The sequence below is a fragment of the Poseidonocella sp. HB161398 genome (assembly GCF_005870025.1).
GTDB lineage: Bacteria > Pseudomonadota > Alphaproteobacteria > Rhodobacterales > Rhodobacteraceae > Mangrovicoccus.
Genome location: NZ_VATA01000005.1, coordinates 45,964 through 59,658, shown reverse-complemented (window position 1 = coordinate 59,658; position 13,695 = coordinate 45,964). Strand labels below are relative to the sequence as shown.

At 69.3% G+C, this 13,695-nt stretch carries 12 protein-coding genes; 10 read left to right on the top strand and 2 right to left on the bottom strand.

Going from position 1 to position 13,695, the window contains the following annotated elements:
- The first annotated feature begins 14 nt into the window (after positions 1–14).
- On the top strand, positions 15–527 hold the full coding sequence (locus FGX59_RS06110) for a copper chaperone PCu(A)C (RefSeq protein WP_138465638.1): 513 nt from the start codon (positions 15–17) through the stop codon (positions 525–527).
- Positions 528–813: 286 nt separating this feature from the next.
- Positions 814–2,544 carry an alpha/beta hydrolase gene (locus tag FGX59_RS06105; protein ID WP_138465637.1) on the top strand — a complete coding sequence of 577 codons (1,731 nt, stop codon included), beginning with the start codon at positions 814–816 and terminating at the stop codon, positions 2,542–2,544.
- Positions 2,545–2,772: 228 nt separating this feature from the next.
- Here the strand turns inward: FGX59_RS06105 and FGX59_RS06100 are convergent, their stop codons facing one another.
- Entirely contained in the window at positions 2,773–4,086 is a 1,314-nt protein-coding gene (locus FGX59_RS06100; protein ID WP_138465636.1) for a mechanosensitive ion channel family protein, read from the bottom strand.
- Between the two features lie 143 nt (positions 4,087–4,229).
- Here FGX59_RS06100 and FGX59_RS06095 point away from each other — a divergent pair, with 143 nt between their 5' ends.
- From FGX59_RS06095 to allE, 8 genes are all read left to right on the top strand, one after another.
- Positions 4,230–4,691 (top strand): MarR family winged helix-turn-helix transcriptional regulator, encoded by a 462-nt coding sequence (locus tag FGX59_RS06095; protein WP_138465635.1) that lies wholly within the window; start codon positions 4,230–4,232, stop codon positions 4,689–4,691.
- Positions 4,692–4,931: 240 nt separating this feature from the next.
- Positions 4,932–6,002: an aromatic ring-hydroxylating dioxygenase subunit alpha gene (locus tag FGX59_RS06090; protein ID WP_138465634.1), complete on the top strand. Its 1,071-nt coding sequence runs from the start codon at positions 4,932–4,934 to the stop codon at positions 6,000–6,002.
- The gene (locus FGX59_RS06085) at positions 5,995–7,104 is read left to right on the top strand and encodes a TIM barrel protein (protein ID WP_171060529.1); all 1,110 of its coding nucleotides are present in this window, start codon (positions 5,995–5,997) and stop codon (positions 7,102–7,104) included. Before FGX59_RS06090 ends, FGX59_RS06085 begins: the two co-directional genes overlap by 8 nt.
- Positions 7,101–8,141 (top strand): 2Fe-2S iron-sulfur cluster-binding protein, encoded by a 1,041-nt coding sequence (locus FGX59_RS06080; RefSeq protein ID WP_138465632.1) that lies wholly within the window; start codon positions 7,101–7,103, stop codon positions 8,139–8,141. Before FGX59_RS06085 ends, FGX59_RS06080 begins: the two co-directional genes overlap by 4 nt.
- A gap of 316 nt (positions 8,142–8,457) precedes the next feature.
- Complete coding sequence (locus FGX59_RS06075; protein ID WP_171060528.1) at positions 8,458–9,444, top strand: tripartite tricarboxylate transporter substrate binding protein; 987 nt, start codon at positions 8,458–8,460, stop codon at positions 9,442–9,444.
- 79 nt (positions 9,445–9,523) lie between these two features.
- Entirely contained in the window at positions 9,524–10,030 is a 507-nt protein-coding gene (locus FGX59_RS06070) for a tripartite tricarboxylate transporter TctB family protein (RefSeq protein ID WP_171060527.1), read from the top strand.
- Between the two features lie 9 nt (positions 10,031–10,039).
- Complete coding sequence (locus tag FGX59_RS06065) at positions 10,040–11,551, top strand: tripartite tricarboxylate transporter permease (RefSeq protein WP_138465629.1); 1,512 nt, start codon at positions 10,040–10,042, stop codon at positions 11,549–11,551.
- A 191-nt stretch (positions 11,552–11,742) separates the two neighbouring features.
- Positions 11,743–12,486 (top strand): (S)-ureidoglycine aminohydrolase, encoded by a 744-nt coding sequence (allE, locus tag FGX59_RS06060; protein WP_138465628.1) that lies wholly within the window; start codon positions 11,743–11,745, stop codon positions 12,484–12,486.
- A gap of 23 nt (positions 12,487–12,509) precedes the next feature.
- Here allE and FGX59_RS06055 read toward each other — a convergent pair whose 3' ends face one another.
- Complete coding sequence (locus FGX59_RS06055) at positions 12,510–13,388, bottom strand: LysR family transcriptional regulator (RefSeq protein ID WP_138465627.1); 879 nt, start codon at positions 13,386–13,388, stop codon at positions 12,510–12,512.
- Positions 13,389–13,695: the final 307 nt, after the last annotated feature.

Below are 13,695 nucleotides of genomic sequence, written 5' to 3'. Positions count from 1 at the left end.
CAGCGGAGACACCCATGACGCGCTTCCTTCTTGCCGCCCTTCTCGCCCTTTCCGGCCCGGCCATGGCCGCCGAGACCCACGGCCACGAGGAGGAGGAACATCACGCCTTCGCCCTGGGCGATCTGGTTGTCGAGCATGCCTGGACCCGCGCCACGTCGGCGAAGACCGCCGATGTCTTCATGCTGGTCCACAATCTCGGCGAGGCGCCGGTGCTGCTTTCGGGCGCCTCGAGCGCGCGGGCGCAATCGGCCGCGCTCATTGGCTACCGCATCGCGGGCGGCACCGAGACGGCCGAGGCGCTGCCCGCCGTGCCGGTCCCAGCGGGGCGCGAGATGGTGCTGGCCCCGGGCGTGATGGCGGTGCGGCTGAGCGGGCTTTCCGCCCCGCTCGAAGAGGGCGGCCATCTGGATCTGGTGCTGCTGACCGATGCCGGAGCTCTGGAGATCGAGGCCGAGATCGGCGCGGCGGATGCCATGCATCACAGCCATGCCGGGCATTCCCATCTGGGCGAGGCCCACGCCGACTAGAGCGCCCGCGCGAAACAGCGCGCATCGCCTGGGGGCGCCCGGCCCGCTTGCCCCCGTCGGCGGCAGGCCGCAGCGCCCTGGGCGGGCCTGCGCCAATGCGACGAAAATACCCGCTGCTTTCCGCCCGGACGCGTTTCCGTTTCCCTGCATATTGCGCCATGTCATGTTAATCTCGCTGCGGATGTGCGATCCGGCGGAGGACCGGGGCGCAGCTTTCCCGCGGGACGGAGGCTGCCGGACGATCCGGCCGGAACGGCCCCCGGCACAGCTAGGTGAGGACAGGTTAATGATGCACGACAACATTGCCGGAGCGGACTCCCACGTGGTCCGTCCCGCCCGCAACGACCGCGACCGCGAATTCCACGCCGCGATCGGACGCTATACCGGCGGCCTCTCCCCGGCCGCGCTCGGCACCGCCGCCCTCGACTGGTGGCTGCACCTCCTCGGCTCCCCGAACAAGCAGACCGAGCTCTACAACCTTGCCTGGGACCAGGCGATCGAGACGATGCACCTGCCCGCCGCCTGCCTGGCCGGCCAGGAGGACTGCCCCGAGATGCAGGCGATGAAGAAGGACCGCCGCTTCTCCGCCCCGGGCTGGGAGGCCTTCCCCTTCAACGTGATGGCGCGCAGCTTCCTCAAGCAGGAAGCCTGGTGGAACGAGGCCACGCGCCGGGTCCATGGCACCGATCCCCGCCACGAGCGGATCGTCAATTTCGCCATCCGCCAGATCCTCGACACCTATTCGCCGTCGAACTGCTTCTTCACCAACCCCGCCGTCCTCGCCAAGACCCGCGAGGAGCATGGCCAGAACATCCTGCGCGGGCTGCAGAACTGGTTCGACGACCTGCGCGAGCAGACCACCGGCGAGAAGGAGCCCGATGCCGACTACAAGGTCGGCGAGGTGCTGGGCGTCACTCCGGGCGAGGTGGTGCTGCGCAACGAGCTGATGGAGCTGATCCGCTACACGCCGCAGACCGCCGAGGTGCGCCCCGAGCCGCTGCTGATCGTGCCGGCCTGGATCATGAAATACTACATCCTCGATCTCGAGCAGCGGAACTCCATGGTGAAGTACCTGCTGGAGCAGGGCTTCGAGGTCTACATGATCTCCTGGAAGAACCCGACCCGCGAGGATGCCGAGAAGGGCATGGACGATTATGTCCGCGACGGCGCTCTGGCGGCGCTCGACTTCGTCTCGGGCGGCACGCGCAAGGTCCACACGGCGGGCTACTGCCTGGGCGGGACGCTGCTCTCGGCGACGGCGGCGCATGTCGCGCATCGCGAGTTCCAGCCGATCGCCTCGGTCACGCTGCTGGCGGCGCAGGTCGATTTCACCGAGGCCGGCGAGCTGTCGCTCTTCATTTCGGAAAGCCAGGTGGCCTTCCTCGAGGACATCATGAAGACCCAGGGCTATCTCGGCGCAGAGCAGATGGCGGGCGCCTTCACCATGCTGCGCTCCAACGACCTGTTCTGGAGCCGGATCATCACCCAGTACATGATGGGCCAGAAATCCGGCAAGAACGCGCTGATGGCCTGGAATGCCGACAGCACGCGCATGCCCGCGAGGATGCATACCGAATACCTGCGCGGCCTCTTCCTGGAGAACCAGCTGGCCCGCGGCCAGTGGCGGGTGCTCGGCCATACGGTGAACCTCAACGACATCAAGGTCCCGGCCTTCGCCGTCGGCACCGAGACCGACCACGTCGCGCCCTGGCGCTCGGTCTACAAGTTCAACCTGCTGACCGACACGGATGTCACCTTCGTGCTGACCTCGGGCGGGCACAATGCCGGGATCGTCTCGGAGCCGGGCCATCCGCGGCGCCATTTCCGCATCCGCGAGAAGCCGCAGGGCAGCCCGCACCTTTCGGCCGACAGCTGGATGGAGCTGGCCGAGACGCGCGACGGCTCCTGGTGGGAGCCCTGGGCGGAGTGGCTGGGCAAGCAGAGCAGCGCGCCCGTCCCCGCCCCGGAGGCGCCACCGTCTCTGGGCCCGGCACCGGGGACCTATGTCTTCGGCTGAGCCCTGAGCGGCCATGCGCCGGGCGGGCCGGACAGGCTTGCGCCCGGCGCATGGCGGCATTGCCCAACGGAAGGTTGCTGCGGCGCGGCGAACCCTCTAGGTTAGCGATAACGACGTCACGAGTGACTGAGTAGAAAGTTTCCGGCAGCTCCTCCTCCTCCCTGAGCTGCGGAAATCGGCGGCGGTCCCCTCCTCCTCCCTGGGACCGCCGCTTTTTCTTTTCCCCCGTCAGCTTCCGGCCGCCTCTGCGCCCAGCATCCGCACTTCGCGCTGCGGGAAGGGGATGGAGATGCCATTGGCCTTGAACGCGTCCCAGAGCGCCAGGTAGACCGCGCCGCGCACATTGGTCAGCCCGTCCGAGGGATCGCTGATCCAGAAGCGCAGGATGTAGTCGACCGAGCTGTCGCCGAAACCGGTGATGTGGCAGACGGGCGGCTTCGACGCCAGCACGCGCCTGACCGACTGCGCCGCCTCCACCGCGATGCGCCGCACCTGGTGGGGGTCGCTCTGGTAGGAGGTGCCGAAGAAGATGTCGAGCCGGACGAATTCGTTCGAATGCGACCAGTTCACCACCTGGCCGGTGATCATGTCCTCGTTCGGGATCAGGTATTCGCGCCCGTCCCGCGTCACCACCGAGACATAGCGGGCGCCGAGCGCGTTGATCCAGCCGAAGGTCTCGCCCAGCGAGATCACGTCGCCGGGCTTCACCGACTTGTCCAAGAGGATGATGATCCCCGAGACCAGGTTCGACACGACTTTCTGCAGGCCGAAGCCGAGCCCGACGCCGATCGCCCCCGAAAGCACCGCCAGCCCGGTCAGATCGACGCCCACCGCCTTCATCGCGAAGAGGAAGGCCGAGCCGTAGAGCGCCAGCTGCACCGCCTTGACGGTGAGCACCCGCATCGAGGGGCTCATCTCCTCGTTGGCATTGATCCGCGCGGCCGAGATGCGCGACACGAAGCGCGCCCCCGCCAGCAGCACCGTGACCGCCACCGCCGCCTGCACCACCATCCAGGCCGAGATTGTCAGGCTGCCGAGATCGACGGTGATATGCGACATCAGCTCGACGAATTGCTCGGTCTGGCCCAGCACCGTCAGGGTCAGCCAGATCCAGGCGCCGTACTGCACCACCGCGCGCAGCACCTTGTTGGCGATCAGCCGCGCCGCCAGCGCCACCACGATCCAGGCCAGCGACAGGTTGCCGATGATCGTCAGCAGGAAGGAGCGGCTGGGCCAGGTGGTCTCGCGCAGCAGGTAGATCATCCCCCAGATCAGCGGCACGAAGATCAGCCCGCGCAGCCGCCGGTGCAGCACCAGCGCGGTGCGCATCCGCCACATCGGCCAGCCCTGGCGCGCCCGCAGCCAGTCATGCAGGCGCGGCCCGATCACCATCGCGGCCAGATGGGCCAGCGCGAAGAGCCCCAGCGCGATCAGCACCTGGTAGCCGACCCAGGGCCGGAGCAGCGCGCCCGCCTGGACTTTCAGGAAATGGTACAGGTCGAGCCCGTAATCCGCCGTCTGCTCGAACAGGTCTGGTTCCATGCCGTGCCGTGCCTCCCTCCGGGTCCCCAGTCTGCCGGGAAAGCGCAGATGCCGCAATCGCCCCGGGCTGGAAGCCGCCCGTCGCGGCTGCTATCGTCGCCCGGCCCGGCCTCTGAGGTCCGGGACAGCGCAACGGGGACGGCATGGCCGCGGATCAGGACGAGTTCGAGCGGCGGGTTGCCGAATACGATGCCCGCAACCATCCCGCGCAGCTGGTGCGGCGTGTGCACCAGCGCGGCGCGCAGCTTTTCACCCAGAAGGTGCAGCTGCCCAATCTCTCGGTCACGCAGTTCGTCGCGCTGGTCACGCTGCTGCGCGAGGGGCCGATGGCACAGAGCCGCCTCGGCCGGATGACCAGCATGGATCCCTCGACCACCACCGTCGTCGTGCGCAAGCTCGCCCGCGACGGCATGATCGAGAAGCGCCGCGACCCCGCCGACCAGCGCACCACCGTGCTGTCGCTGACCGAGGCCGGGCGCGCCTGCGCCGAGACCCATGTGCCGGTCAGCGTCGAGGCCGGGGACGCGCTGCTGGCGCCCCTGACCGAGATCGAGCGGACGCTCTTCCTCGAGCTCCTGCGCAAGCTCCTGCCCGCCGAGGACTAGGCCGCGCGACGCCCGCCGCGCCGTCTTGCGGCGGATTTTTCTACGTACTCGCAACTTTTTCCGCCTAAGATTTGGGCAAGTTTATCCAATGCGCGGTCCATTCGTGCGCATACAAACAAATCGCGCCAGTTATTGATCTGGATCATGGGAAGCCATTGACCGACTCGCCGCGAGAATTCACTTTGACTACGTAGCAATTCACGCAAGCAAGCCGCCCCCGCGGGTGGCCGGGAGATGACAATGACGACGCTGGTCCGCAACGCATGGTACGTAGCCGCCTGGTCCTCCGAGATCGACGACACGCTGCGCCGTTTCACCATCCTGGGCGATCCCGTGCTGCTCTACCGCCGCCGCGACGGCCATGTCGCCGCGCTGGAGGACCGCTGCCCGCACCGGCTGCTGCCGCTGTCGAAGGGCAAGCGGATCGGCGATGCGGTGCAATGCGGCTATCACGGGCTGACCTTCGGGCCGGACGGCAAGTGCACCCGCGTTCCGGGCCAGGACAAGATCCCGCCCTCCGCCTATGTCGACGCCTATCCCGTGGTCGAGAAGAACGACATCGTCTGGATCTGGATGGGCGATCCGCACCGCGCCGATCCCGAGAAGATCTTCGACCTGCCGCAATTCTACGAAGCCGGCTGGCACGCCCACCAGGGCGACGCGCTCTACCTGAAATCGAACTATCTCAACGTCGCCGAGAACCTCGTCGATCCGGCGCATGTCAGCTTCGTCCACCCCACCACGCTCGGCAATTCGGCCTCCGAGAACGTGCCGGTCCATGTCTCCACCGAGGGGCCGACGATCACCGCCTGGCGCTGGATCCGCGACGCGGAGCCGATCGGCTTCTTCAAGGCCTTCGGCGGGTTCGAGGGCAATGTCGACCGCTGGCACTACTACCACCTGCATGCCCCCTCGATCGCGGTGATCGATTTCGGCTCCGCCGATGCCGCCGCGCAGATCGACGAGGAGGACCGCGACCAGGGCAACCGCATCTTCGCGCTGCATTTCATGACGCCGGTCAACGAGAACGAGACGATCGACCGCTGGATGCACCTGCGCAACACCGCGATCGAGACCGCCGAGGCCTCCGAGAAGATCGACGCGATGTTCCGCATCGCCTTCGGCGAGGACAAGGAGATCCTCGAGGCCGTCCATGCCGAGGAGGCCCGCCCGCTGAAGCGCCGCCCGATCCGCCTGGCGATCGACCGCGGCCCGATGGTCTACCGCAAGCGCATCACCGAGATGCTGGAGCGCGAGCGCACCGACGACGTCTCGGCGGAGCCCGACGGGAGCTATGTCTACCATGACTGAGATGCGTCCCCTGCGGGCCGCCGCCAGCCGCGCGGCGCCGCTGCCCATCGGCTGCAACGGCCGCGGCGCGCAGGCCTCCTCGCCCGGCCGCCCGGTCTCCTTCGCCGAGCAGCCTCTGGAGGAACAGTTCGCCATGGTCGCCGGCGCCGGGGTCTTCGACTTCTTCGACCGGCTGCCGATGCCGGGCGAGGTCGACGCCTTCCGCGCGCTTTCGGAGGCCAATGGCCTGCCCGCCTTCACCGCCAGCGGCGTCTATGCGCTGGGGCCGGGCTACCTGCCCGGCCTGCGCGCCAACATGGCCCGCGCGGTCGAAGCCGGGGCGAAGTTCCACAACATGATGGTCTTCGCTTGGCATTCCGAGGGCCGCTGGGCCACCGATGACGAGGTGATCCGCGCTTGGGCCGAGGCCTGGGAGGCGGGCGAGGCCGCGGGCATCGAGCCCTGCTTCGAGCTGCACGTGAACATGTGGAGCGAGGATCCGCGCCGCGTCGCCGTGGTCGCCGAGGCCGCGGACAAGGCGGGCATCCCGTTCAACCTGACGCTCGACTATTCCCACATGCTCTTCAAGATGGGCGACCCGGCGGAGCTCGAAGTCTCGGGCATCCGCGGGGATGTCGAGGCCGGGCGGCTGGTGCTCGACCCCTACCTGCCGGGCAACCTGGTCGACGAATGGCTCGATGCGGGCATCGTCCGCTGGTTCCAGCTCCGCGCGGTGACGCCGTCCGGGCCGCGGAACCTCTGGTCGCATCACGACAGCGGCAACGGCGCCGCGGGCGTGCCGGACGATCCGCACCAGCGCCAGCGCGAGGGCCAGCCCGGCCGCGCGATCCTCTACCCGTTCACCCGGCCCGCGGCGGGCGAATGGCATTCCCCCTGGGAGGCCTGGCGGCTGGAGCCCTGCAAGCACGTCGCCCGCAAGGTGCTGCGCCATCATGCCGGGACGCCGGAAAGCCGCCTCGCGGTCATCACCACAGAGATGATCAACCTCACCGATTACGGCGACGGCGCGAAATTCTCGCTGATCGGCCAGAACGCCGCCATCGCCGCCTTCCTGCGCGACGAGATGCGCAGCCTGGGCATTCCGGGGGGCCTGCCGACATGACCGCGTCCCCTGCAAGAGCCGGCGCGCTTGACCTGGAAGTCGCCGAGCGGATCGAGGAAAGCGCCGCCGTCGTGTCGCTGCGCCTGCGCGCGGCCGCGGGCGAGCTGCCGCCCTTCCTGCCCGGCCAGCACCTGCCGCTACGACTCGGCCTGCCCGGGCGCAAGCTGGCGACCTACACGATCTCCTCCGATCCGGGCGACCGGAGCGGCTACCGGCTCAGCGTCAAGCTGGAGGCGGCGGGGCTCGGCGGCTCGGCGCATCTGCACGGGCTGAAGCCCGGCGACCGGATCGCCGCCGAGGCGCCGCGCGGGCGCTTCGTGCTGGAAGAAAGCGACCGCCCCGTCCTGCTCCTGACCGGCGGGATCGGCATCACCCCCGCGCTGGCGATGCTGCATGCGCTGTCGCGCCAGCCGGAGCGGCCTGTCGTCTTCCTCCATGCCTGCCGCTCGCGCGAGGAACTCTGTTTCGGGGACGAGCTCGATGCGCTGGCCGCGCGGATGCCCGGGCTGACCCGGATCACCGTCCTGGCCGAAGGCAGCGCCGAGGACCTCCAGGCCGGGCGCTGCCAGCATCTGGGGCTGATCGACCGCGCGCTGCTGCGCCGGCTGCTACCGCTCGACGCCTGGCAGACCTATCTCTGCGGACCCGAGGGCTTCATGGCAGCGATGCGCGCCGCGCTCGCCAGCCTCGGCCTGCCCGACGCGGAGATCCGGCAGGAAAGCTTCGGCGGCGCCCCCGCGCCGGCCCCTGCTCCGGCTGCGGCTGCAGCTCCGGCGACGGGGACCGCGACGGTACGCTTCGCCCGCTCCGGGATCGAGATGCCCTGGGACCCCGCCCAGGCCAGCCTGCTGGATTTCGCCGAGGCCCAGGGCCTGTCGCCGGATTTCAGCTGCCGCGCCGGGATCTGCGGAAGCTGCGCCTGCCGCAAGCTGGAGGGCGAGACGGAATACAGCGAGGATCTGCTCGAGGAACCGGCAGAAGGCGAGATTCTGCTCTGCTGCTCGGTCCCGCGCGGGCCGGTCGTGCTGGATCTCTGAACGCCGCAGTTCGCGCCGACATGGCAAATTCTGCATAAAATATAAGCGGTGGCCGGAGCCCCGGCCGCCAGACGGCCCGCCAAAGATGCGTCCCAGAAATTTATTTCTGTACAAACAAGTTTGGACGCGCTCTCTTATACCGGATCACCGGCAGACTCTTTCGGCGCCGCCCCCTGTCCGGGAGGCGGACAGGGAAGCTTTGCCTTTGAAAAGGCGGAACAATCCGCTGACGAAAAGGGGCTGCAACAGCCCCGGCACCGAAACCCGGCCGATGGCGGCGTGCCGCTTGAAGCCTGAAACAGACCGCAGGGACAGCATGAACCGACGCCATCTTCTTTCCTCCGCCTTCGCCCTTGCCGCCGCCGCGGGCCTTTCCGGCCAGGCCGCGCTCGCGCAGGACGCCTACCCGTCCGAGCCGATCCACATCACCGTCGTCTGGCCCGCCGGCGGCGGCCATGACCTGGTCGGCCGCCTGCTGGGCAACGAGCTGTCGAAAGTCATGGACACGCCCGTCGTGGTCGACAACGTCACCGGCGCCGGCGGCACCACCGGCATGCGCCACATCGCCGATGCCGATCCCGACGGCTACACGATCGGCGTGATGGGCCTGCACGCGATCTCGCAGTCCTTCATGAACGCCAACGCGCCGACGATGGACGATGTCGATCCGCTGATCTACCTCTCCGACGAGCCCGGCGCGCTGGAGATCTCGGCCGATACCGGCATCGAAACGCTCGACGACTACGTCGCCGCGATGAAGGACGATCCGATGGCCTTCATGAACGGCAACGACCCGCAGGGCGGCAACTCCTTCGTCTTCGCCAATGTCATCCCCAAGGGGCTGGGCATCGAGATGATGAAGCTGCCCTATCCCGGCCACGCGCCGACCGTCACCGCGCTCTTGACCGGTGAGGTGCAGACCGCCACGCTGCCGATCCCGCCGGTGCTGGAGCATGCCAAGGCGGGCACGGTGACCGTGCTGGGCGTCGCTTCCGAGACGCGCCACCCGCAGCTGCCGGACGTGCCGACCTTCAAGGAACAGGGCTATGACATCGTCACCGGCGATTTCGTCATGATCGTCGGTCCGAAGGGCATGCCCGCCGAGATCAAGGCGAAGCTGGAAGAGGGCCTTCTGGCCGCCGCGGGCAGCGAGGCCTTCACCTCGGCCGCCGCCAAGAACGGCATGGTGCTGCGCACCGGCGGCTCGGAGATGGCCGCAGAGGAGCTCGCCACCCAGGTCGAGACTGTCTACCCGCTGCTGCTCGAGGCCGGGCTCGTCGCCGACGGGCTGAAGCGCGAGTAAGCCGCCCTTTACGCTGCGGAGGGGCGCCCGCGCCCGTCCGCGCCAGATGTCCAGCCGGAGAGCCCCCGAAAGGAGCGCCATGCAGCCCCCCATCGACGGATCGACCCGCAAGACCTTCGCCGCCGCCGCCTTCTTCCTGGTGCTCTGCGTCCTCGGCCTCGCGATCCTGCGCGACAGCCGCCTTGCCTGGCAGGGCATGAAGATGCCCGGTGACCCGGGACCGTTCTTCCTGATCCGGCTCTGCCTCTGGGCGACCGGGATCGCCGGGGCGGGCCTTCTGGTCCTGGGCGTGCTGACCCGCCGCCCGGCGCCGCAGCCGACCGGCGAGATGGTCGCCGCCGCGCGCAGCTGGATCCTCTCGGGGCTGCTGGTGCTGTCGCTGCTGGCCATGCCCTGGCTGATGCAGGCGATCGGCACGCCGCAGGCCGTCGCCCTCTTCGCCGCCCCCTGGATCCTGCTGCTCGGCACGATCAGCCGGGGCTGGCACCCGCGGCTGCTGATCCCCGCGGCGGGCTTCGGCCTGGCCTCGGCGGTCTTCGTCCATCTCGTCTTCATCCGCCTCCTGGCGCTTCCCCTTCCGAACTGAGCGATCCCCATGCTGCTTTCGACATTCCTCGACACGCTGGCGGGCTTCGCCACCGATCCGGCCATGCTGGGGCTGATCGCCATCGGCGCGGTGCTGGGCCTGATCCTCGGCGCGGTGCCCGGCATCTCCTCCACCATGGCGCTGGCCATCCTGATGCCGGTGACCTTCGGCATGGAGCCCGGGCCGGCGATCCTGTTCCTGATCTCGATCTTCATGTCGAGCGTCTATGGCGGCTCGGTCTCGGCGATCCTGATGAAGCTGCCCGGCACCCCGGCCTCGATCTTCACCCAGGTCGACGGCTTCCCGATGACGCAGCAGGGCAAGGCCGGGCAGGCGCTGACCTATGCGCTGGTCGCCTCCACCATCGGCGGCATGATCGGGCTGGCCATGCTGGTCGTGCTGGCCCCGGTGCTGGCGGGCTTCGCCACCAATTTCCGCAGCCCGGAATTCGCCGCGGTGGCGCTTTTCGGGATCGTGATGCTGTCCTTCGCCTCGAACGGATCGACGCTTGTCGCCACCGTGGTCGGGCTGATCGGCGTGATGCTGGGCATGGTCGGATTCGACAACCTGACCGATGCGCAGCGGATGACCATGGACGTGCCCGCGCTGCAATCGGGCTTCAACCTGATCCCGGTCATCATCGGCCTCTTCGGCCTGGGCGAGATCCTGCAGAACCTGGCCGAGTTCCGCCAGGGCACCTCGGCGCGCCCCTCGATCGGGCGCATCTTCGTGCCGGTCTCCGACCTCGTCTCGCGCTGGAAGGTGATGCTGCGCGGCTCTTTCATCGGCACTTTCATCGGCGCGATCCCGGCGGCGGGCTCGGCGGTGGCGGTCTCGATCGCCTATGCGCAGGAGCGCCGCCTGTCGAAGGAGCCCGAGAAATTCGGCACCGGCCATCCCGACGGGCTGGTGGCGCCCGAGGCGGCGAACTCCGCCTCGGTCGGCGGCTCGCTGGTGCCGCTGATCGCGCTCGGCGTGCCGGGCGACACGATCACCGCGGTGCTGATGGGCGCGCTGATGGTGCACGGGCTGACCCCGGGGCCGCTGCTCTTCGCCAAGGATCCGACCTTCGTCAGCTGGATCTACGCCTCGGTGCTCCTGGCGCTGGTGGCGACGCTGGTCTTCGGGATCGGCATGATCCGGGTCTCGGTGCTGGTGACGAAGATCCCGCCGCAGCTGATGCATGTCTTCATCGCGGTCTTCTGCGTGATCGGCGCCTTCGCGATCCGCAACGACATGAACGATGTCTACGTGATGGTCGCCTTCGGCGTGGTCGGCTTCGTCTTCTCGCGGCTGTCGCTGCCTGTGACGCCCCTGGCCTTCGGGCTGATCCTGGGGCCGATCCTCGAGGAGAACCTGCGCCGCAGCCTGATGATCAGCCGCGGGTCCTGGTCGATCTTCCTCGAGCGGCCGATCTCGGCGGCGCTGATCGCGATCTGCGTGGTGCTGGTGGCGCTGCCGCTCTTCTCGGCGCTTGCCGCGCGGCTGCGGTTGCGGCGGCAGGCGGCCGGGGCGCGCTGATCCCAGGGTCTGTCGCGGCCCCGGCCAAGGCCCGACCCGGCTGCCCGCAGCGCCCGGCAGCCATAGCGTCGCCGGATCGGGCCAGTCCGCCGCCCCGGCCGGGCGCGGCGGGGCCGGCGCCGATCCGCGCCATTGCCAGCCTTCCGCCCCGCCGCTAGAGCGGTCGGCGACTGCCAGATGGAGAGCCCGCCATGCCCGCGCCCCTGTCCCGCCTCGGCGCCACCCGGTCCGAGATCTGCCCGCGCCATGCGCTGCTGACGCCCGAGAGCCATGAATGGATCCCGCTGCCCGGCTGGCCCGGGGCGGAGATCGCCGTGCTGGTCTCCCCGGATATGGGCGCGCGCCACGCGATGTCGCTGATGCGCTGCAGCGGACCGGCGGCGGCGGAGCCGGCCGGGCCCGGCATCGCGCGCTTCGTCTTCTGCCTCGAGGGCGGGGCGGAGCTGTCCGACGGGGCCGCGCTTGCCCCCGAGGGCTTCGCCTTCCTGCCCCCCGAGAGCCCTCTGCGGATCGCCTTCGCGCCGGGCAGCCGCGCCGCGGTCTTCGAATGGCGCTTCGAGCCGCTCGGGCCGGTGCCCGGCGCGCTGACGGGACAGCTTTCCGACTGCCCCGGCCTGCCGCTGAAGGGCGATGACTGGCTCACCGTGCAGAAGATGCTGCCCACCGATCCGGCCTTCGATTTCGAAGTGAACGTGATGAGCTTCCATCCCGGCGCGACGCTGCCCTATGTCGAGACCCATGTGATGGAGCACGGGCTCCTGATGCTCGACGGCGGCGGGATCTACCGGCTGGACGACCGCTGGTACCCGGTGACGGCGGGGGACGCGATCTGGATGGGGCCGCATGTGCCGCAATGGTTCGGCGCCCTCGGGCGCGCGCCCTCGCGCTACCTGATCTGCAAGACCTTCAACCGCCCGCCGCTGCGCCCGGCCTGAACCGGGGCCAAGCCGGGTCCGGCTCAGGGCGCGATGCGGCGCCAGAACGCCTCGGCCAGGGGCGCCAGCCGCGCCCGCGGCCGGATGAGCACGATGGCGACGTCGAGCTGCCAGTCCTCCGCCCCGGCAAGGACCAGCCGTCCGGCGGCGATATCGGCCTCGACCAGGCTCAGCGGCAGCCAGGCCAGCCCGCGCCCTTCCAGCGCCATGGTCCGCAGCGCCATCGCCAGATGCGAGGTGAAGACCGGCCGCAGCCCCGCCCCGCCGAGCCGCTCCGCCAATCCGGAGGCCAGGATCCGCCCCAGCCCCGAGCGTTCGTCGAAGGCGAGAAACGGCAGCTCCGCGCCCGCAGCCGGAGCGAAGCGCGCGCCGCCCCCGGGCCCCGGCACCGAGACCGGCACCAGCCGGTCGGCCGCCAGCGCGAGGCTGCGGTAGCGCGCGGCGGGCAGCGCCAGCGGCATCTGCGGATGGATATGGCAGAGCAGGAACTGCGCCCGCCCCTCCTCCATCAGCCGCTCGCAGGCCAGCATGTTGTCGGCCAGCAGATGCACCGCCACGCCCTCGCCCGCCTGGGCGAACCAGCCGGGAAAGAAGCTGAAGGACAGCGCCTGGGTCGCCGCTACGGTCAGCGTGCCGGTCCCGGTCTCCAGCTCCCGCAGATCGCGCCGCAGCCGGGCGATCCGGCGCAGGAGATCGCCCGCCGCCTCCTCCACGACCTCGCCCGCCGGGGTCAGGGCCAGCCGGTGCGAGCTGCGGTCGACCAGAGGCTGGCCGCACCAGTCCTCCAGCGCGCGGATGCGGCGGCCGAAGGCCGGCTGGGTGATGTTGCGCCGCTCCGCCGCGCGGGAGAAGTTCAGCTCCTCCGCCAGCGCGCGGAAATCCTCCAGCCATGTCTCGTTCATTGCCGCCCCTCCGTGCCGATGCCTATTTGCGGCCCTTCGTGCCGATGCTCATTTACGGCCCTTCGTGCCGGTGCACATCTACGGCCCTCCGTGCCGATGCTCATCTACGGCCCTCCGTGCCGATGCGCATTTCCGACCCTTCGTGACGATGCTCATCTAAGGCCCTTCGTGCCGATGCAGATTTATGGCCCCTATTGCCGATGGCCATTCCCGGCTTTCATTGCCGATCCGGCATCGCTGTCGGACTGCAATAGCATGATTTCCTGCCGCCTGCCTCTCGAACCGGCATGAATTGGTGCCGGTTCGG